15 protein-coding genes are annotated in these 17476 nt (G+C 76.9%); 4 read left to right on the top strand and 11 right to left on the bottom strand.

What is annotated here, in order from left to right; all coding sequences use genetic code 11:
• Positions 1–221: 221 nt before the first annotated feature.
• Positions 222–842, bottom strand: coding sequence for a hypothetical protein (locus tag AMK13_RS24560; RefSeq protein ID WP_107418837.1), 621 nt, complete (start codon positions 840–842; stop codon positions 222–224).
• A gap of 235 nt (positions 843–1077) precedes the next feature.
• Here AMK13_RS24560 and AMK13_RS24555 point away from each other — a divergent pair, with 235 nt between their 5' ends.
• Together AMK13_RS24555 and AMK13_RS24550 are read left to right on the top strand one after the other, a co-directional pair.
• Positions 1078–1845 carry an alpha/beta hydrolase gene (locus tag AMK13_RS24555; protein WP_074004105.1) on the top strand — a complete coding sequence of 256 codons (768 nt, stop codon included), beginning with the start codon at positions 1078–1080 and terminating at the stop codon, positions 1843–1845.
• Positions 1846–2174: 329 nt separating this feature from the next.
• Positions 2175–3335 (top strand): Cmx/CmrA family chloramphenicol efflux MFS transporter, encoded by a 1161-nt coding sequence (locus tag AMK13_RS24550; RefSeq protein WP_074004104.1) that lies wholly within the window; start codon positions 2175–2177, stop codon positions 3333–3335.
• Positions 3336–3385: 50 nt separating this feature from the next.
• On the opposite strand, the gene AMK13_RS24545 is transcribed toward AMK13_RS24550, so the two are convergent.
• The 7 genes from AMK13_RS24545 to AMK13_RS24515 form a co-directional block, all read right to left on the bottom strand.
• Positions 3386–4744 carry a DUF2252 domain-containing protein gene (locus tag AMK13_RS24545; protein ID WP_074004103.1) on the bottom strand — a complete coding sequence of 453 codons (1359 nt, stop codon included), beginning with the start codon at positions 4742–4744 and terminating at the stop codon, positions 3386–3388.
• Between the two features lie 114 nt (positions 4745–4858).
• Positions 4859–6454, bottom strand: coding sequence for a multicopper oxidase family protein (locus AMK13_RS24540; protein ID WP_074004102.1), 1596 nt, complete (start codon positions 6452–6454; stop codon positions 4859–4861).
• The gene (locus AMK13_RS24535; RefSeq protein WP_049658344.1) at positions 6451–6924 is read right to left on the bottom strand and encodes a hypothetical protein; all 474 of its coding nucleotides are present in this window, start codon (positions 6922–6924) and stop codon (positions 6451–6453) included. The genes AMK13_RS24540 and AMK13_RS24535 overlap by 4 nt, the downstream gene beginning before the upstream one ends.
• Before the next feature lie 205 nt (positions 6925–7129).
• A complete protein-coding gene (locus AMK13_RS24530; RefSeq protein WP_074004101.1) occupies positions 7130–9688 on the bottom strand; it encodes an ABC transporter permease in 2559 nt (852 codons plus the stop codon).
• The gene (locus AMK13_RS24525; RefSeq protein ID WP_079272403.1) at positions 9685–10584 is read right to left on the bottom strand and encodes an ABC transporter ATP-binding protein; all 900 of its coding nucleotides are present in this window, start codon (positions 10582–10584) and stop codon (positions 9685–9687) included. The genes AMK13_RS24530 and AMK13_RS24525 overlap by 4 nt, the downstream gene beginning before the upstream one ends.
• 105 nt (positions 10585–10689) lie before the next feature.
• A complete protein-coding gene (locus AMK13_RS24520; protein ID WP_074004100.1) occupies positions 10690–11484 on the bottom strand; it encodes an aminotransferase class IV in 795 nt (264 codons plus the stop codon).
• On the bottom strand, positions 11477–12508 hold the full coding sequence (locus AMK13_RS24515; protein WP_143204619.1) for a GNAT family N-acetyltransferase: 1032 nt from the start codon (positions 12506–12508) through the stop codon (positions 11477–11479). The genes AMK13_RS24520 and AMK13_RS24515 overlap by 8 nt, the downstream gene beginning before the upstream one ends.
• A 223-nt stretch (positions 12509–12731) precedes the next feature.
• On the opposite strand from AMK13_RS24515, the gene AMK13_RS42110 reads away from it, so the two are divergent.
• Together AMK13_RS42110 and AMK13_RS24505 are read left to right on the top strand one after the other, a co-directional pair.
• Positions 12732–14057: a glycosyltransferase 87 family protein gene (locus tag AMK13_RS42110; RefSeq protein ID WP_241853017.1), complete on the top strand. Its 1326-nt coding sequence runs from the start codon at positions 12732–12734 to the stop codon at positions 14055–14057.
• A complete protein-coding gene (locus AMK13_RS24505; RefSeq protein WP_241853016.1) occupies positions 13964–15112 on the top strand; it encodes a glycosyltransferase family 4 protein in 1149 nt (382 codons plus the stop codon). The genes AMK13_RS42110 and AMK13_RS24505 overlap by 94 nt, the downstream gene beginning before the upstream one ends.
• Here the strand turns inward: AMK13_RS24505 and AMK13_RS24500 are convergent.
• The 3 genes from AMK13_RS24500 to AMK13_RS24490 all read right to left on the bottom strand — a co-directional run bounded on the left by AMK13_RS24500 (position 15084) and on the right by AMK13_RS24490 (position 17472).
• Positions 15084–15446 (bottom strand): hypothetical protein, encoded by a 363-nt coding sequence (locus tag AMK13_RS24500; RefSeq protein WP_074004097.1) that lies wholly within the window; start codon positions 15444–15446, stop codon positions 15084–15086. The two genes, AMK13_RS24505 and AMK13_RS24500, sit on opposite strands and share 29 nt — an antisense overlap.
• A 71-nt stretch (positions 15447–15517) precedes the next feature.
• Positions 15518–16174: a response regulator gene (locus AMK13_RS24495; RefSeq protein ID WP_049660614.1), complete on the bottom strand. Its 657-nt coding sequence runs from the start codon at positions 16172–16174 to the stop codon at positions 15518–15520.
• Entirely contained in the window at positions 16159–17472 is a 1314-nt protein-coding gene (locus tag AMK13_RS24490; RefSeq protein ID WP_241853015.1) for a sensor histidine kinase, read from the bottom strand. The genes AMK13_RS24495 and AMK13_RS24490 overlap by 16 nt, the downstream gene beginning before the upstream one ends.
• Positions 17473–17476 lie beyond the last annotated feature (4 nt).

The raw sequence follows: 17476 nt of genomic DNA, 5'->3' as shown, positions 1-17476 counted from the left end.
ACTGACAATCCCCGTGGCCGATCCCCGGCGGCCGATCCCCGCAACAGATCCCGCGGTTCAGGCCCGCCACGCCCGTACCCGGCCGGCCGGCAGCGCCACGGCCGCCACCACGTCAGACGTCTCCAGCAGCACGCGGTTCTCCCGCTCCAGCCCCTCCCCCACCGTGAACCCGTCGTCCCAGGCCGCGGCGGCCTCGGCGGCGAACGTCCCGTCGTCCGTGCTCAGGCCCCCTGGACGAGGGACTTCAGCTCGCCGACGCTCTCGGTGAGGGTCGGTTCGCCGGAGCCCGGGTCGACGGTGAAGACGCGGTAGCCGGCGTCGGTGGTGACCCGGACCCGGCCGGACCCGGCCCATTCCGCCGCGACGAACTCCCCCTGGCCCCGGAAGCCGCCCGTGTGGAGGGCGAGGACGTCCCAGCGGCGGGTCGCCAGGCCGGTGCCGGTCTCCAGCCGGACGAAGTAGCGCCCGTTGTAGCCCTCCGGATCGTCGTGGTGGGCCACCGTCAGGACGTGGTCCGCCCGCTCCGGGGAGGCGGTGCGGCTCACCCCCTGGACCTTCGGTCCGAACATCTGCAGGACGTGGCCGCCACCCGACAGCAGCAGCCCGAACACCGCGAACGCCGACGCCAGCCCGCCGACGACGTCCCACCGGCCGCGGACCACGACCGCGGCCAGCAGCAGGACGGCGGCCAGGCCGAGCATCGCCCACGGCCGGTTCAGGACGTCGGCCGCCACCGCCCGCCCGCCGTTGCCGGACTCCATCCGCCCCACCGCCCACAGCGCCGGCGGCAGCAACAGCGCGGTGACGGCCACGATGCCGCCGACTCTCCCACGGTTCGCCATCGAACCCCCTCCTCGGTTTCCGGGCATCCTAGGGCGCTGCCCGCCCCCGGCCCGGCCGAGAGGTTCTCCGGTGCCCCGGTACCGCCGGTCTGCTAGCCTCCTGGAGGCCGTGCGAGAGAACGAGGAGGTGGTACCCGTGAACGTTTCGACATGGGTGCTCTCCTCCGGGGTCACGGTCGGGCGATAGGTCGTCGTCCGGGAGCGCCGTTCCAGTGCACTCCCGAAAGGCACGACCATGCGTTTCACTTCCGAACAGCACCTCGACGGCGGCGTCCTCGAGCGTGGGTTCACCCTCGGCGAGATCCCCGGCATCCTGTGGACGCCCGCATCCGCCTCCCCGTCCGAGCCGGTCCCGCTGGTCCTGCTCGGCCACCCCCCGCTCGGACTGCGCAGGATGCACCCCCGGCTGGTCGCCCGGGCCCGACGCTGCGCGGCGGACGGCTTCGCCGCGGCCACCATCGAGCTCCCCGGCAGCGGGGACCGGCCCCGCTGGGCCGCCCTCGAGCAGGCGCGCGCCGACCTGCGCCGGGCCATGGAGGCCGGCGAGCCGGTCGGCGAGGGGATCGTCGACGCCCTCGTCCTCCCGCTCGTCGACAAGTCCGTCCCGGAATGGCGGGCCGCCCTGGACGCCCTCCTCGCCCTGCCCGGGATCGGCGGCCCGGTCGGGTACTCGGGGGGAGTCATCTCCATCGGCGTCCGGCTGGCGGTGGTCGAGCCGCGCATCGTGGCCGCCGGCCTCTTCGCCGGGAGCCTCGTTCCCCGCGCCGTGTTCGAGGAGGCCCGCCGGGTCACCATTCCGCTGCACGTCCTGCTGCAGTGGGACGACGAGGGCAACGACCGGCAGGCGTCCCTGGACCTGTTCGACGCCTTCGGCTCCCGGGAGAAGACGCTGCACGCCAACATGGGCGGGCACACGGGCGTCCCGCGGTTCGCGGGCGAGGACGCGGCCGGGTTCTTCGCCCGGCACCTGCGCCAGCCGCAGGCCGGTCCCGGTGGACGGTAGGCGGTAGGCCGGTGCCGGCCGGCCACCGCGATCGAGGAGGGCACGGTCCCTCCTCGATTCGCGGTACGCCGGCCGGTGGCTCCCGGCCCGGCCACCGGAAGAACCGGGTGACCCGGCGGCAGGGGGTCGGGTAGCGTGCCGGGCATGTCGAGCCCTGAGGCATCCAGGGTGGGGGCTTTCGGTCACGCGCCGTCAGCCCCCTGAAACCCCGGAGATCCTGAACCACCGAGGTCCGAGCGAGCGCCACGCCTGCGCCGCCCGGGGGTTGAGCGTGCGGTGACGAGACGTCCGTCCTCCTCGTTCCCACCGCCCCGCTTCGGAGCCTCTCGATGCCCCTTCCGCTCTATCTGCTCGCCCTGGCCGTGTTCGCCATGGGCACCTCGGAGTTCATGCTCGCCGGGCTGCTGCCCGGACTCGCCGCCGATCTCGGCGTCACCGTCGGTACGGCCGGCGGGCTGACCTCGGCCTTCGCGGTCGGCATGGCGGTCGGCGCGCCGCTGATGGCCGGGCTCGCCCGCGGCCGGTCGGGGCGCGGCAGCCTGCTCGGGTTCGTCCTGGTGTTCGCGGCCGCGCACGCCGTCGGGGCGGTGACGACGAGCTTCCCGGTGCTGGTGGCCACCCGGGTGGTCGCCGCGCTCGCCAACGCCGGGTTCCTGGCGGTGGCGCTGACCACCGCCGCCGTGCTCGTCCCGGCGGACCGCAAGGGGCGGGCGCTCGCCGTGCTGCTGTCGGGGACGACGGTGGCGACGGTCGCCGGCGTCCCGGGCGGGGCGGTGCTGGGCGCGCTGTTCGGGTGGCGCGCCGCGTTCTGGGCCGTCGCGCTGCTCTGCCTTCCGGCCGCCGTCGGCATCGCCAAGGGCCTTCCGCCCGTTGCCCCGTCGACCGACCGGGCCGCGGCCACGGACCCGGCCCCGGCCCTGCGCGCGGAGCTCGGCGAGCTGCGCCGCCCCCCGCTGCTCCGCGCGATGCTGCTCGCCGCGCTGGTGAACGCGGCGACCTTCGGCGGCTTCACCTTCCTCTCCCCCGTGGTGACCGGCCCGGCCGGGCTGGGCGACCTGTGGGTGCCGGTCGCGCTGGTGCTGTTCGGGGCCGGGTCGTTCGCCGGGGTCACCGTCGCCGGGCGGCTCGCGGACCGGCGCCCCGGCCTGGTCCTCGCCGTCGGCGGCCCGCTGCTGCTGGCGGGCTGGCCCGCCCTGGCCGTCCTGGCGGACGCGCCGGGCGCGCTGCTGCCGCTGGTGTTCCTGCTGGGCGGGCTGTCCTTCGCGGTCGGCGGCACGCTGATCACCCGGGTGCTGTACGAGGCGGCCGGCGCCCCCGCGCTGGCCGGCGCCTACGCGACCGCCGCCCTCAACCTCGGCGCCACGGCCGGCCCGCTGCTGGCCGCCGCCTCCCTCGGCACGGCGGCCGGTGACCTCGGCCCGTTCTACGCGGGCGGCCTGCTGGTCGCCGCCGCACTGCTGGTCGCGGCGGTGCGGCCGCGGCTCGACTGACCCCACCGGCGCCGAAGGCCGCGCCGAACTCGCCGTCCCCCGGCCCCGGTTCACACCCCCGGGGTCGCCGCCACCCGCCCGTCGGCGATCGCCGCGACCAGCTCGCCGTGGTCGGCCGCCGTCCGGTCGGCGTAGCGCAGCGCGAAGTCGGCGACCGCCTCGGCGAAGGTGTCGGCGCTGCCGAGGTAGCCGGCGATGGCGAGGCGGTCGCCGGTGCGGGCGTGGGCGCGGGCGAGGGTGCGGCCGCAGAGGTCGGCGTAGGCGCGCAGGCCGGAGGGCCGGAAGTCGGCGATGTCCGCCGAGCCCTTCATGTCGCGCAGTTGGCGGCCGTAGAAGTGGCGCCCGGCGGGGCCGGTGGTCCAGCCGAGGAAGATGTCGCTGGCGGCCTGCATCAGGTGCTGGCCGGTGACGACCCGGCGGCCGCCGTGGTGGGCGAGCACCTCGGCGTCCGCCCGCAGCGGCGGCAGGTGGTCCTCCAGCACCGACCGGCCGGCCTCCTTGAGCTGGAGGAACAGCGGGTCGTGCCCGTTCCCGCCCTCCAGCAGCACGATGTAGCAACGGGTGCCGACGCTGCCCACCCCGACCACCTTGGTGGCCGCCTCGACGAACCGGTAGCGGTCCAGCAGCACCCGGCGGTCCTCCGCGAGGGTGGCCCGGTAGTCGCTGAACACCTTGCCGACGCCGCGCAGTTCGGACTTCCTCAGCGGTTCGATCAGCGGCGGCGCGCTGATGATCCGGCGCCGCCCGTCGCGTTCCTCGGTGAGCTTGCCGAAGGCCTGGAGGCTGGTGCGGCGCCGGGCGCGCGCGAACTCGGCCTCGGCCCGCCTGCGCTGCCGGGGCTTGGCGAGCAGTGGCAGCAGCTGCGCGGTGTCCACCCGGGCGTACCAGACGTCGAGTTCACCCCGGCCCGCCAGCCGCCGCATCGCGGTCGCGTACCCCTGGGCGGCGGCGAGCGCGGCCCGGCGCGCCCGCCGGTCGTCCTGGCCGTTGTCGCGGGCGGCGACGGCGACGCTGGCGGCGAGCCGTTTGACGTCCCACTCGAAGGGGCCGGGGAAGGTCTCGTCGAAGTCGTTGACGTCGAAGAGCAGCGCGCGCTCCGGCGAGGCGTACAGGCCGAAGTTCAACAGGTGGGCGTCGCCGCAGAGTTGGACGGTGAGCCCGGTGTCGGGGAGGGCGCCGAGGTCGGCGGCCAGGACGGCGGCGGCGCCGCGCAGGTAGGCGAACGGGCTCTCCGCCATCCGCCCGTGGCGGATCGGCAGCAACCGGGCGACCCGGTCCGCGCCCTGCCGTTCCAGCACGCCGAGCGGGTCGGGCCGGTCGGCGGCGGGGATCCACCGGCCGTGGGCGGAGCGGGAGACCCGCTCCCGGGCGGCCCGGCCGTGCCGGCGGCGTTCGGCGGGGGTGGTCATGGCGCGGCTCCGGGCGTCGGCGGGTCCCCTCCTCCCCGCGAGGCTAGGACACGGGTGCCGGAGGGCGCAGCGCGCGCCCTCCGGCGGTCGGCCGTCCGGGTGAACCCCGGCGGCTCAGCGCACCGTGAAGTCCGCCATCATCGCCATGTCCTCGTGCTCCAGGTTGTGGCAGTGCAGCATGTACGCCCCCGCGTAGTCGGTGAAGCGCACCAGTACCTCCACCGCCTCGGCCGGGCGCAGGTCCACGGTGTCCTTCCATCCCGCGTCGTACGGGCCCGGGTCGGCGCCGTTGCGGCCGATCACCTGGAAGTGGTCGAGGTGGACGTGCACCGGGTGGTGCAGGTCGGTGGAGAAGCGCCAGAGCTCGACCGTGCCGAGGGCGGGCGTGGCGATGGACTCCCCCGGCTTGTACGGGCGGCCGTTGATGGTCCAGCCGTCGCCGCGGCTGCGCCGGAAGGTGAAGTCGCGGGTGGCGACGGCGGCGGAGGCGTCCAGGGCCTCGACGGCGGCGAGCCGGTCGGGCACCGTCGCGTCGTCGGCCGGCTGCTTCGCGGTGACGTCGAAGCGCATCACCTCGGCCGTCCGGCCGCTGCCGAAGCGGTTGACCAGCCGGACCTGGGTGCCGGGCTGGTAGCGGGAGAAGTCGACCACGACGTCGAAGCGTTCGGCGGGCGCGATCTCGATGCCGTCGTGCCGGACCGGGGCGGCGAGCAGGCCGCCGTCGGAGCCGATCTGGACCAGGGCGTCGCCGCCGGGCGGCTGCGGGTCGAGTTCGAGCCGGTAGAGCCGGGCGTTGGAGGCGTTGAGCAGCCGCAGCCGGTAGCGGGCCCGGTCGACGTCCAGCCGGGGCCACGGCGCGCCGTTGACCAGGATGACGTCGCCGAGCACGCCGTTGGCGTAGGCGTCGGTGACACCCGGCTCGGCGAGCTGCGGGTCGACGGCGGGGTAGCGGAAGGAGCCGTCGGCGGCGAAGGAGCGGTCGGTGATCATCAGCGGCAGGTCCCGCTCGCCGCGCGGCAGCGGCAGCGCGTCCTCCTCGTCGTCGTGCACGAGGTGGAAGCCGGCCAGTCCGCGCCAGACGCCGGGGCCGGTGAAGCCCATCCGGTGGTCGTGGTACCAGAGGGTGGCGGCGCGCTGCTTGCCCGGATAGGTGTAGCTGCGCTCGCCGACGGCGGTGCGGGCGGCGGCGTGGTCCGCCCCGGCCATCCCGGCCATCCCCGCCATCCCGGCCATGCCGCCCGCCTGCTGGGCGGCGTCCGGCGAGGACCCCACCGGCAGCAGCAGGTCCACCGGGTAGCCGTCGCTGTCCGCCGGGGTGTGCCCGCCGTGCAGGTGGGTCACCGAGGGCACCGGCAGCTCGTTGCGGTGCTTGACCACCGCCGTCCGCCCGGAGCGGGTGACCACGGTCGGCCCGGGGAAGCCGCCGCCGTACGTCCAGGCCTCGGTCCGCACCCCGGGCAGGATCTCCAGCCGGGCGACCTGCTGGGTGATCTCGTAGTGGTCGGCGGTCGCGTCGGTGCGCACCGGTTGCAGCACGGTCGGCACCGGCAGCGCGGCCCGGAAGGCCTCCGGCAGGTCGAGTTCGCTGCTCAGCAGCTGCCCGGGGCGGCCCTCGGCGAGCAGCCGGGCAACGGAGGGGCCGGCCACGGAGACCAGGGCGCCCGCGCCGAGCACGGAGGCGCCGACGCGCAGGAACCGGCGCCGGTTCACTTGACCACCTCGACCGGTCCGCCGGGGCGCGGCAGCCGCCCGGTGCCGTCCGGACCGCCGACGACCCGCGCCTCCCGGGCCGGCAGCGGCAGCCGCCAGGCGCCGACCAGGCCGAACAGCACGCCGCTGACCAGCAGCACGCCGAGCGTGACGTGCACGCCGAGCGCCCGGGCGTAGCCGGCGGTGATCTGGCCGATGACGGCGACGGTGAGCAGGGCGGTGGTCCACAGCGGCCAGAGCGGGCCCCGGCCGGGCCACCGGACGGCGACGGCCACCGCGAGCTGGAGCACCACCACGGTGGCCAGCATCATCGCGTTGCCCTCGTGGTCCTTCAGGGAGTCGTAGGTGCCGTTCAGGAAGCTGCCGGCCAGCATGACCTGGAGCAGTGCCAGCAGGGCGAGCAGGGTGGTGGAGGTACGCAGCAGGATCAGCGGCCAGCGGGGCGCGGGGGCGGCAGGAGGACTGCTCATGGTCGGGCTACTCTCTGCGTCGACGGTCTGGCGGGGCGGGCGCGAGCGTAACTGATGCGACGTCACAATCAGCTCTTGAAAAGGTCATCGGACCGTCATGTGGTCCCCATGACCGCCCGCTCGGGGCCGTCGTTCTCACCCGAAGGAAGGGGGTGCCCTTGAGTCGTCCTCAAGAGCACCCCCTTCCTCGCCGCCCGCGGGCCCGCTACTGGCGCGCCGCGCCCAGCCCCGCCGGCCGGGTCCGCAGCAGCGCCCGGACCGGCACCCCGGTCGCCGCGAGGCAGAGCAGCACGGCTCCGGCGGCCAGCGGCAGGGCCAGCATCGGCGGGACGTACGGGGCGGAGTTGGCCACGCCCCGGGCGACCGGCACCAGGGTGACCGCGGCGATCACCGCGCCGACCGCCAGCCCGGTCGAGGCCACCAGCAGCGCCTCCCAGCGCATCATGCCGCGCACCTGGCGCCGGGTGGTGCCGGCCAGCCGCAGCAGCGCGACCTCGCGGCGCCGGTCCAGCACCGTCATCACCAGGGTGTTGGCGGCGCTGACGGCGGCGAACCCGCCGAGCACGGCGGCCATCACGGTGTTGGCCCAGCCGTTGACCTCCATCGCCTTGTCGGACTGGGCGACGAACCCGGCCCGGTCGGTCACCGCGGCCCCGGCCAGCCCGCCCAGCCCGGCGGCCACCGCCGCCCGGTCGGCGCCCGGCGCGTCGGCGACCAGCACCTGGCTGTCGTACCCGGCGGTGACGTGCGCGGCCACCGCGGCCCGGGGCAGCAGCGCCTGGCCGACGCCGAGCCCGCGGTCGTACACCGCGACCACGGCGGGCCGGACGGCGGTGCCGTCGCCGAGCCAGAGCGGGACCCGGTCGCCGACCTTGGCGCCGAACGCCTCGGCCAGGGTGGAGCTCAGCGCCACGGTGTCCGGGGCGCGGCCGAGGTCGGCGAGCGAACCGCTGCGCACGCCCAGGTCGAGCACCTTCGGCAGCCGGGCCGGGTCGCCGTCGACGCCGAGCACGGGGGCGGAGCTCAGCTGGTCGCCGTTGCGGTAGACGACGCCGGTGCGCAGCACGCCGACGGCGGTGTCCACGCCGGGCACCCGGCCCGCCCGCTCGGCCGTCCCGGCGGGCAGGCCGGGGCCGGTGGCGCCGACCACGTGGTCGGCGGTGACGCCGGCCCGGACGTTCTCGCCGCTGGTGTGGCGCACGGTGCTCTGGATGATCAGCAGGGTGCCGCAGAAGGCGGTGACCAGGACGATCGGGGTGATCGCGGAGGCCAGGCGGCGGGCGTTGGCGCGGGTGTTGTCGGCGGCCAGCGAGCCGGGCGCGCCGCCGGCCCGCAGCGGGGCGCCGAGCACCGCGGCGGCGACCCGGGCCAGCCAGGGGCCGAGCAGGGCGACGGCCATCATGAAGCACATCACCACGCCGAGCGCGGTCTGGGCGGCCTTGGCGCCGTCCAGGGAGGTGGCGATGGCCGCGGCCGCGATGCCGCCGGCGGCGAAGACCAGTCCGAGGACGGTGCGCACCGCGCCCGGTCGGGGCGCTTCGACGGCGGCCTCGCCGAGCGCCTGGGCGGCCCGCATCCGGGACGGCCGGCGGGCGGCCAGGAACCCGGCGGTCAGCGCGGCGAGGGTGCAGGCGAGGACGGCGGCGAGCATCGGCAGCGGGCCGACGTCCAGGCGGACGTCCGCGGGGACGGCGCCGCGCTCGACCAGCTGGTCGAACCACCAGCGGGCGAGGGCGATTCCGGGCAGGATGCCGAGCGCCGCGGCGAGCGGCGCGACCAGCATCGCCTCGGCGGCGATGGTGCGCCGGATCTGGCGCGGGGTGGCGCCGATGGCGCGGAGCAGGGCGAACTCGCGGGCGCGCTGGCCGGTGGCGAGGGCGACGGTGCTCATCACCACGAAGACCGCGGTCATGGTGGCGTAGCCGCCGAAGCTGCCGCCGAGCGCCATCAGCAGGGTGCGGGCTCCGCCGAGGTCGGGGTGCTCGACGGCGCCCCGGTCGTCCCCGGTGAGGACCTTGACGGCACCGGCTCCGGCACCGGCTCCGGCACCGGCGTCGCCGCCGACGGCCTGGCGGACCTGGGCGGCGAGCGCGGCGGTGGTCACGCCCGCGCGGGGCTGGACGGCGATGGCGTCGATCCGGCCGGGGTGGCCGGAGAGGCGGTCGGCGGTGGCGTCGGCGAACCAGGCGGTGGGGCCGGCCTGTTGGGCGGCGGCCAGGCCGGAGACCCGGTAGTCCGCGGTGCCGCCGGGCGCGGTGAGCGTGAGGTTCGCGCCGGGCGCGATGTGGGCGGCGTGCGCCGTGTCGGCGTCCAGCACGACCTCGTTCGCGCCGGGGGCCCGGCCCTCGACCAGGGTGTCGCCCGGCCCGGCGATGCCGAGCGCGGCGAAGCCCCGGCCGGTCAGGGCCGGCGCCCGGCCGGAGGCGGGCAGCGGGAAGGCGCTGTCCGGGCGGGCGGCAGCGACCCCGGGCAGCGCGGCCAGCCGGCCGGCCAGCGCGGCGTCCGTCCGGGCCCGCTCCGGGGTGGCCTCCTCCGTCGTCTCGGTGTCCGTGCCGACCTTCCGCTGGATCTTCACCGCCTGGTCGGCCGCGACCACCACCGGGGTGTCCGCGTACCGGGCCGGCTTGAGGCTCGCGGTCAGACCGGTCTGCAGCAGCACGCCGCAGGCCACCACCACGGCGGCGCCCAGCAGCAGGGCGACCAGGGTGCCCGCGAAGGACGCGGGCCGGAAGCGCACCGAGGAGCGCGCGAGTCCGTTCGTCATGCCGCGGCTCCCACCGGGCGGGCGGTCAGCGCGACCATCCGGTCCGCGACGGTCTGCGGGCTCGGGTGCGGCAGGTCGTCGACGATCGCGCCGCCGGCCAGGAACAGCACCCGGTCGGCGAAGGAGGCCGCCACCGGGTCGTGGGTCACCATCACCACCGTCGCGCCGAGCGAGTCCACGGCCTGCCGCAGCAGGGCCAGCACCTCGTGCGCGGTGCGGGTGTCCAGCGCGCCGGTCGGCTCGTCGGCGAACACCACGTCCGGGCGGGTGATCAGCGCGCGGGCGATCGCCACCCGCTGCTGCTGGCCGCCGGAGAGCTGGCCGGGCCGCCGCTTGGCGTGCTCGCCCAGGCCCACCCGGGCCAGCAGCTCCCGTGCCCGGGCCCGGTCCTGGCGCTCCCCGGCGAGGCGCTGCGGGAGCAGCACGTTCTGCTCGACGGTCAGCGAGGGCAGCAGGTTGAAGGCCTGGAAGACGAAGCCGATCCGGCTGCGGCGCAGCTTGGTCAGCCGGTTCTCGCTCAGCGCGGTGATGTCCTCGCCGCCGAGCCGGACCTGCCCGGAGTCCGGGCGGTCCAGGCCCGCCGCGCACTGGAGGAAGGTGGACTTGCCGGAGCCGGACGGGCCCATCACCGCGGTGAAGCTGCCGTGGGCGAGCGCCAGGTCGACCCCGCGCAGCGCGTGCACCGTCGCCTCGCCTCGGCCGTAGGTGCGGCGCACCCCGCGCAGCTCGATCGCGGGGGCCGCCTGCGGGGCCGGGGCGTACCCGCCGTGACCGTCGGCGCCGTAGCCCTCGCGGCCGTATCCGTCGGGGCCGTACCCCTCGGCAGCGTGGCCGCCGGGGCCGTACTGATCCGTCCCGAACTCGTCGGTCCTGCGGCGGTCTTGGCGGCGTGCCATGGGTGGGCCTTCCTTCGGTTCTGCGTCGCTCGTCGTCAACGTGCTCCAACCTAGGGACGACGGGCTCCGCGAACCATGCAGGCCACCGGCGGAACGGCGGTGGGGTTATCCCCCCACCGCTTCGGCGGGAATCCCCAGGTAGGCGGCGCGCAGGACGGCGAGCGCCGGGTGCGCGGGGTCGAAGGCGGTGCCGTCCACGGCCGCCAGCGGGCGCACCCCGACCCCCGCGTTCACCGCGAAGGCGGCGGTGAAGCGGTCCAGCCCGTCGGCGGGCAGCGGCTCGCGGGACTGCGGGCCCCGGTACGCGCCGGACAGCAGCGCCTCCGTCACCCCGGGCAGGCTCGGGCCCTGCGGCCAGACCAGCCGCTCCCCGGCCAGGAAGCCGACGTTCCAGGTCGCGCCCTCGACCACCAGGCCGTCCTCGCCGACCAGCAGCACGTCGTCGTAGCCCGCCAGTTGGGCCTGCCGACGGTGGTGCACCAGGCCGAACAGGCCGACGTGCTTCACCTCCGGCAGCTCCCGCCGGTACGCCGCGGTGCGGACCCGCAGCGGGGCGGGCTCGGCCGCCGCGGCCGGGCGGGTGGTCACCAGCAGGGCGGGCGCGGCCGGGGCGGCGGGGCGCTCCAGGCCGAGCGCCGGGTCGTACACGGTGACCCGGACGATCACCGGCGCGCCGTCGGCGGGCAGCACCGCGCCGATCCGCTCCCGCACCGCCGCCCGGTCCAGCTCGGCGCCGAACAGCACCCGGCAGTCCCGGACCAGCCGGTCCAGGTGCAGGGCCAGACCGCGCACCCGGCCCGCCTCGGCGCGCAGGGTGGTGAAGTGCCCGTAGTTGAGCAGCCCCAGCGCGGCCAGCCGCGCCGGGTCGGCGGGGGCGCCGTCGATCTCGATCTCAGCCATCCCCCGAGTCTGCCAGCTGCGGGGACCCGGGCCGCGGCGCGGAGCCCGGCAGCGCGGACCGCGGGGGCACTGACTGCGGCGGGACGGACTCCGGCAACGCGCTCTCCGGCAATGCGCTCTCCGGCAGCGGCACCGGGCGGTACGGGCTCACCACCCGCCGGCCCGCCGCCCGGGCCACCCGCTCGAACTCCTCTATCCGGTACGCCAGGCCCTCCGGCTCCCCGGCGTCCGACCAGCGCCACGCCTCCGCCCACCACTGCGGGCCGCGCACCAGCGGCCGGCCCGCCAGCGCCAGGTACAGGGCCAGCGTGGAACGGGCGTACTCGTGCACCCAGCCGTCGCAGCCCCGGTAGTCCGCCGTCTCGTCCAGCCGCAGCCAGCGGCCCTCCTGCCCGGCGGCCAGTATCGGCACCCAGCCGCGCAGCCGGTCGGCGACCAGCAGGAGCAGCCGGCCGTCCTCCTCCCGCACCCGGTGCAGGGGGAGTTGGGGCATCCGGGCGAAGGACAGCGAGTGCTTCCAGCCCACCACCCACAGGCCCCGGCGCAGGTAGTAGCGGACCGCCGGCTGCCAGGTCCAGTGCGCCTCCAGCCGGAACCCCGGCAGGCCCTCGGCGGTGGCCGCCGCGTACACCTCGTCCAGCGCCGCGGCGGCCAGGCCCCGCCCGCGCGCGGCCGGGGTCACGTAGAGGGAGGAGACGGCGAGCTGGCTCGGGCCCTTGGTCCAGTTGTCCACGGCGACGGTGCCCACCACGGCGTTGTCGTCGTCCTGGATCCAGTAGCGCCGCCGGTACAGCTCACCGCCCGGCCACTCCCGCCCGCTCTCCCCCAGCCGCTCCCGCCAGGCGCGCTCCGCCGGCGGCGCCAGCCCGTCCGGGTCCACCAGCTCGCCCAGCCCGCCCTCCACCAGGGACGCCAAGTCCCAGAGCGCGAACCGCCGTTCGTCCCCCGGCCCGGCCGCCCGAAGCCGCGGCCCCGCCGCCAGCCGGTCCTGCGCCCGCTCCACCGCCGCATCCCACGACCTCACCACAGGGCGAGGATAGCGGCGCGGCAGGGACGATCAGTAATCCGGCCGCCACCGAATGTCAGTGCGGGGAGCGGGAGGTGGCGCCGACCCCGCCCCGCCGCCGGGCCGGCCCCGAGGACGGCGCCCGCCGCCGGCGGCCGTCGGGGCGGGGTAGGGAAAACCCGACCACGAGACTCGACCTGGCCGTGATGACCCCGCCGAGCTGCGGCGATGCAATGAAGCGGTGACGAAACGGGCGTGGTGGTGGTGCGGCGGGTGGCTGGTCGCGGCGGGGTGGGCGGGGGCGTTCCCGGTGGTGTCCGGGCTCGGTCCGCACCGGAGTTGGGGGGCCTGGGCGGCCTGCGGGTACCTGCTGGCGGCGCTCGCCGTGGTGCTGGTGCGGCGGCGCGGACGTGAGGTCTCGGTGGCGGTCGCGGCCCTCGGGGCGGTGCTGGTGCCGCTGCTCCTGCTGGTCCTGGACGGGCGGGGGCAGAGCGAGGTCGGGGTGATCGAGCGCTCCGGGTCGCTGCTGCTGCACACCGGCATGCCGTACCTGGCCGAGCCGCGGACCGTCGAGGAGTACACCCCGTACCTCCCCGGGATGGCCCTGCTGGGTCTGCCCCGGGCGCTGCTGGACGGCACCCCGCTGGGCGGCTCGCCGCTGGGCGACGCCCGGCTGTGGTGCGCGGCGGTGTTCCTGGTCTGCGTGCTGCGGACGGTGCCCGCCGGGCGCCGGCTCGGCGCCGCCGCGCTCACCGCCTCGCCGGTGGTCGCGCTGCCGCTCTGCGTCAGCGGGGTGGACCTGCCGCTCACCGGCCTCTGCTGGCTCGCCCTGGTCCGCGCCGCCGAACGGCGGCCGGTGGCGGCCGGGTTGGCGCTGGCCGCCGCCTGCGCGCTGAAGTGGACGGCCTGGCCGGCGCTGGCCGTGGTGGCGGCCCTGCTGGCGGCCACCGCCGGACGGCGCGCGGCGCTGCGCGGGGTAGCCGTCGCGGTGGGGGCAGCGGCGCTGGCGGTGCTGCCGGTGGCGCTGCGCGCGCCGGGGCCGCTGGTGGAGCAGGTGTTCGCCTTCCCCACCGGGCGCGGCGGCCTGCCGACACCGGCCGCGAGCCCGCTGCCCGGGCGGCTGCTGGCCGACCTCGGCCCGGCCGGCTGGTGCGCCGCCGTCGGACTGCTGCTGCTCGCCGGGCTCGCCGTCGGGGCGTCCCTGGCCGTCCGGCCGCCCCGCACCGCGCCCGCCGCGGTACACCGGCTGGCGCTCGGACTGACCGCGGCCTTCCTGCTGGCGCCCGCCGGGCGGTTCGGCTACCTCGCGCTGCCGCTCGTCCTGGTCCTGCTCTCCCTCTCGTCCTCCGTCTCGCCCTCCCTCCCGTCCTCTGTTCCGCTCTCCGTTCCGAAAGGCCTGCCATGGGCACCACCCTCGTCGTCACCAACGACTTCCCGCCGCGCCAGGGCGGCATCGAAACCTTCGTCAAGGCCATGGCCGACCGCGTCCCCGGTCACGACGTCGTGGTCTACACCTCGGCCGAACCGGGTGCGGAGCAGCACGACGCCGCTCTCCCCTACCCGGTGATCCGCGACCGCGCCCGCACCCTGCTGCCGACCCCGCGGGCCACCCGCCGGGCCGCCGAGATAGCCCGGGCGCACGGCTGCGACCGGGTCTGGTTCGGCGCCGCCGCGCCGCTCGCCGCGATGACGCCCGGCCTGCGGCGGCTGGCGCCCGGCATCCGCCGCACCGTCGCCACCACCCACGGCCACGAGATCTGGTGGGCCCGCACCCCGGGCGCCCGCGGCCTGCTGCGCCGGATCGGCCGCGGCACGGACGTGGTCACCTACCTCGGCGCCTACACCCGCGCCCGGATCGCGCCCGCGCTCGGACCGGACGCCCGGCTGGCGCGCCTGGTGCCGGGGGTCGACCCGGCGGTCTTCCGGCCGGCCGCCGAGGACTCCGTCGGGGAGGCGTCCGCCGCCCCGGTGGTCCTCTGCGTGGCGCGGCTGGTCCCGCGCAAGGGCCAGGACGTGCTGATCCGCGCGCTGCCCGCGATCCGCCGGGCCGTGCCCGGGACCACCCTGGTACTGGTCGGCCGGGGCCCGGACGAGGACCGGCTGCGGGGCCTCGCCCTCCGCCTCACCGAGCCGGGCAGCGTGGTGTTCACCGGCGGCCTCGACCACGCCGCGACGGCCGTCCACTACGCGGAGGCGGACGTCTTCGCGATGCCGTGCCGCACCCGCCGACTGGGCCTGGAGGCCGAGGGCCTGGGCATCGTCTTCCTGGAGGCGGCCGCGGCCGGCCTCCCGGTGGTGGTCGGCCGCTCCGGCGGCGCCCCGGACACCGTCCTGGACGGCGTCACCGGCGCGGTCGTCGACGGCCGCGCGCCCGCCGAAGTGGCCGCCGCCCTGACCCGGATCCTGCTCGCCCCGCCCGCCGAGCGCGCCCGGATGGGGGCGGCGGGGCGGCGCTGGGCGGAGGAGCACTGGACCTGGGAGGCCTCGGCGCGGCGGCTCACCGAGCTGCTCGACCCCGCCGTGCCCCTGCCGGACCCGGCCGACCCGGCCACCGCGGTCAATCCCGCCACCGCGGTCGATCCGGCCGCCGCGGTCACTCCGGCTGCCCCCGCAGGTGCCTGACCAGCCGGGCGATCGCGGGCGCCCCGCCGTTGGCGCCGACCGCCGTCACCCAGTTCCGCGCCTGGCCCGGCAGGTCCTCCCGGCTCGGGCAGGAGAAGCTGAACAGCCAGACGTGGGCGGACAGGTCGCGTTCCGGAAGTGCTCGCCACTCCTCGCCCCCGGCGTCCGTCAGCACGTCCTGGCAGGCCGCCAGCGCCTGGTCCCCGTCCCCGGCCCACTCCTGCCGCAGCCACAGCAGGAAGTTGGTCTGGGCCGTCGTGGTGTCGTCCCTGGTCGCCTCGCCCTTGAGCATCCGGTTGACGATCGCGCTCTGCGGTTCCCGTGTCCTCGCCATGCCGCCATCGTTCCGGCACCGCGGCCGCCCTGACAAGGGCGTCACTCAAAAGCCGTACGGCGCCCGCCCGTTCACTCCCCGCGCAGGTGGGCCAGCACCGCGAGGACCCGCCGGTTGCCCTCCGTCGGGTCCAGGTCCAGCTTCATGAAGATGTTCCCGCAGTGCTTCACCACCGAGGCCTCGGTGATGCTCAACCGGCCTGCCACGGCCTGGTTGTTGAGGCCCTCGGCCATCAGCGCCAGCACCTCGCGCTCGCGCGGGGTGAGCCGGGCCAGCGGGCGGTCGGCGGACCGGCCGCGCAGCAGCACCCGGACCACCTCGGGGTCGATCAGCGTCTCCCCGTCGGCGACCCGCCGCAGCGCGTCCAGGAAGTCCGCGACGTCGCCGACCCGGTCCTTCAACAGGTAGCCCAGACCGGCCGGTTGGGCGCCGGCGGCGGCGAGCAGCCGGGTCGCGTACGGGGTGGCCACGTACTGGGAGAGGACCAGGACGGGCAGGCCCGGGTGGCGCTCGCGCAGGGCGAGGGCGGCGCGCAGGCCCTCGTCGGTGTGGTCGGGGGGCATCCGGACGTCGGTGACCACGATGTCCGGCCGCTCGGCGTCGACGGCCGCGGCCAGCGCCTCCGCGTCGCCGACGGCGGCGGTCACCCGGTGGCCGCCGAGGGTGAGGAGTTCGACCAGTCCGGCGCGCAGCAGCACCGCATCCTCGGCGATCACGACCCGGAGCACGGGACCTCCAGCCGCAGCGTCGTCGGGCCGCCCGTCGGGCTCGTCACCATCAACCGTCCTCTCAGCAGTGCCACCCGGTCGGCGAGTCCCGCCAGCCCGGCCCCGGCGGCCGGGTCCGCCCCGCCCCGGCCGTCGTCGGTCACCTGGACGACCAGCCGGCCGCCCGCGAGCCGCCCGTGGACGGTGATCGCGGTGGCGCCGCTGTGCTTGGCGGCGTTGGTGAGCGCCTCGGTGACGGTGAAGTAGGCGGTGGTCTCCACCGGGGCGGGCAGCCGCTCCGGGAGCTCGATGTCGGTGGCCACCGGGATCGGGTGGCGCTGCGCGACCTCGTCGACGGCGGCGGCGAGCCCGTGGTCGGTGAGCACCTGCGGGTGGATGCCGCGCACCAGCCCGCGCAGCTGCTCCAGCGCCTGCCGGGCCTCGCCGCGCGCCCGGGTGACGAGCTCCGCCGCCCGGCCGTCCCGGTCGCGCAGCTCGTACTCGGCGAGCCCGAGGGTCATGCTGAGCGCGACCAGCTGCTGCTGCGCGCCGTCGTGCAGGTCGCGCTCGATCCGGCGCCGCTCGGCCTCGAAGGCGTCGGCCAACCGGGCCCGGGAGCGGGTGAGTTCGAGCACCTGGTGGCCGAGGTCGTCCTCCCGGGGCCCGAGCAGGAAGCGGGCCAGCGCGACCTCGGCCCGGACCAGCAGCGCCCCGGCGTACGCGCAGAGCAGCAGGCCGGCCAGTCCGGCGGCGGTGAACGGCAGGGCGGCGAACGGCCCGGCGACGGCGCGCCCGGGGACGAGCATCACGGTCTCCGGGGCGAGCGCCCAGACCACCAGCGGGGAGACCGTGAACGCGCCGGAGATCACCAGCAGCGCGGTGAAGCCCAGCGAGGCGGCGGCCAGCACGGTCGAGGTGAGCCCGGCGTGGGCGAGTTCACGCCAGGTGGCCCGCTCGCGCAGCCGGGTGCGGACACGGGCCCGGCGGCCGGCCCCGGGCAGGCTGCGGTGCGGGTCGGGCGGCGGGACCGGCTCGACCAGCCGCAGCCGCCACCGGGCCACACCGGCGGCGGGGATGCCCGCGAGCACCAGGGCGAGCAGCACCGGCAGTCCGAGGCCGACCACCGACAGGCCCGCACCGACCACCAGCAGCACCGCGAGGACCACCAGCAGCACCGGCCCGAACAGCGCCCCGCCGAGCAGGTACGCCCAGCAGCGCGGCACCCAGCGGGTGAACGGGAAGCGCAGCGGGTGCGCCCGCAGCGCCTCGCGGACGGACGTCGGCCGCCGCTCCCCGTCCGTCACCGACCCCTCGTTCACCCGG

The sequence above is a fragment of the Streptomyces sp. CB02056 genome (genome assembly GCF_001905545.1).
In the GTDB taxonomy this organism is placed as follows: Bacteria; Actinomycetota; Actinomycetes; order Streptomycetales; family Streptomycetaceae; genus Kitasatospora.
Note: the sequence above shows the minus strand (reverse complement) of the source record. Positions and strands in the feature narration are given on the sequence as shown.

What these genes read in the sequence shown, in the direction of transcription:
- AMK13_RS24500 (WP_074004097.1), bottom strand. Translation starts at nt 15,446, where the DNA reads ATGGCGAGGACACGGGAACCGCAGAGCGCGATCGTCAACCGGATGCTC.
- AMK13_RS24530 (WP_074004101.1), bottom strand. Translation starts at nt 9,688, where the DNA reads ATGACGAACGGACTCGCGCGCTCCTCGGTGCGCTTCCGGCCCGCGTCC.
- AMK13_RS24535 (WP_049658344.1), bottom strand. Translation starts at nt 6,924, where the DNA reads ATGAGCAGTCCTCCTGCCGCCCCCGCGCCCCGCTGGCCGCTGATCCTG.
- AMK13_RS24560 (WP_107418837.1), bottom strand. Translation starts at nt 842, where the DNA reads ATGGCGAACCGTGGGAGAGTCGGCGGCATCGTGGCCGTCACCGCGCTG.
- AMK13_RS24550 (WP_074004104.1), top strand. Translation starts at nt 2,175, where the DNA reads ATGCCCCTTCCGCTCTATCTGCTCGCCCTGGCCGTGTTCGCCATGGGC.
- AMK13_RS24525 (WP_079272403.1), bottom strand. Translation starts at nt 10,584, where the DNA reads ATGGCACGCCGCCAAGACCGCCGCAGGACCGACGAGTTCGGGACGGAT.
- AMK13_RS24520 (WP_074004100.1), bottom strand. Translation starts at nt 11,484, where the DNA reads ATGGCTGAGATCGAGATCGACGGCGCCCCCGCCGACCCGGCGCGGCTG.
- AMK13_RS24545 (WP_074004103.1), bottom strand. Translation starts at nt 4,744, where the DNA reads ATGACCACCCCCGCCGAACGCCGCCGGCACGGCCGGGCCGCCCGGGAG.
- AMK13_RS24505 (WP_241853016.1), top strand. Translation starts at nt 13,964, where the DNA reads ATGGCCGACCGCGTCCCCGGTCACGACGTCGTGGTCTACACCTCGGCC.
- AMK13_RS24555 (WP_074004105.1), top strand. Translation starts at nt 1,078, where the DNA reads ATGCGTTTCACTTCCGAACAGCACCTCGACGGCGGCGTCCTCGAGCGT.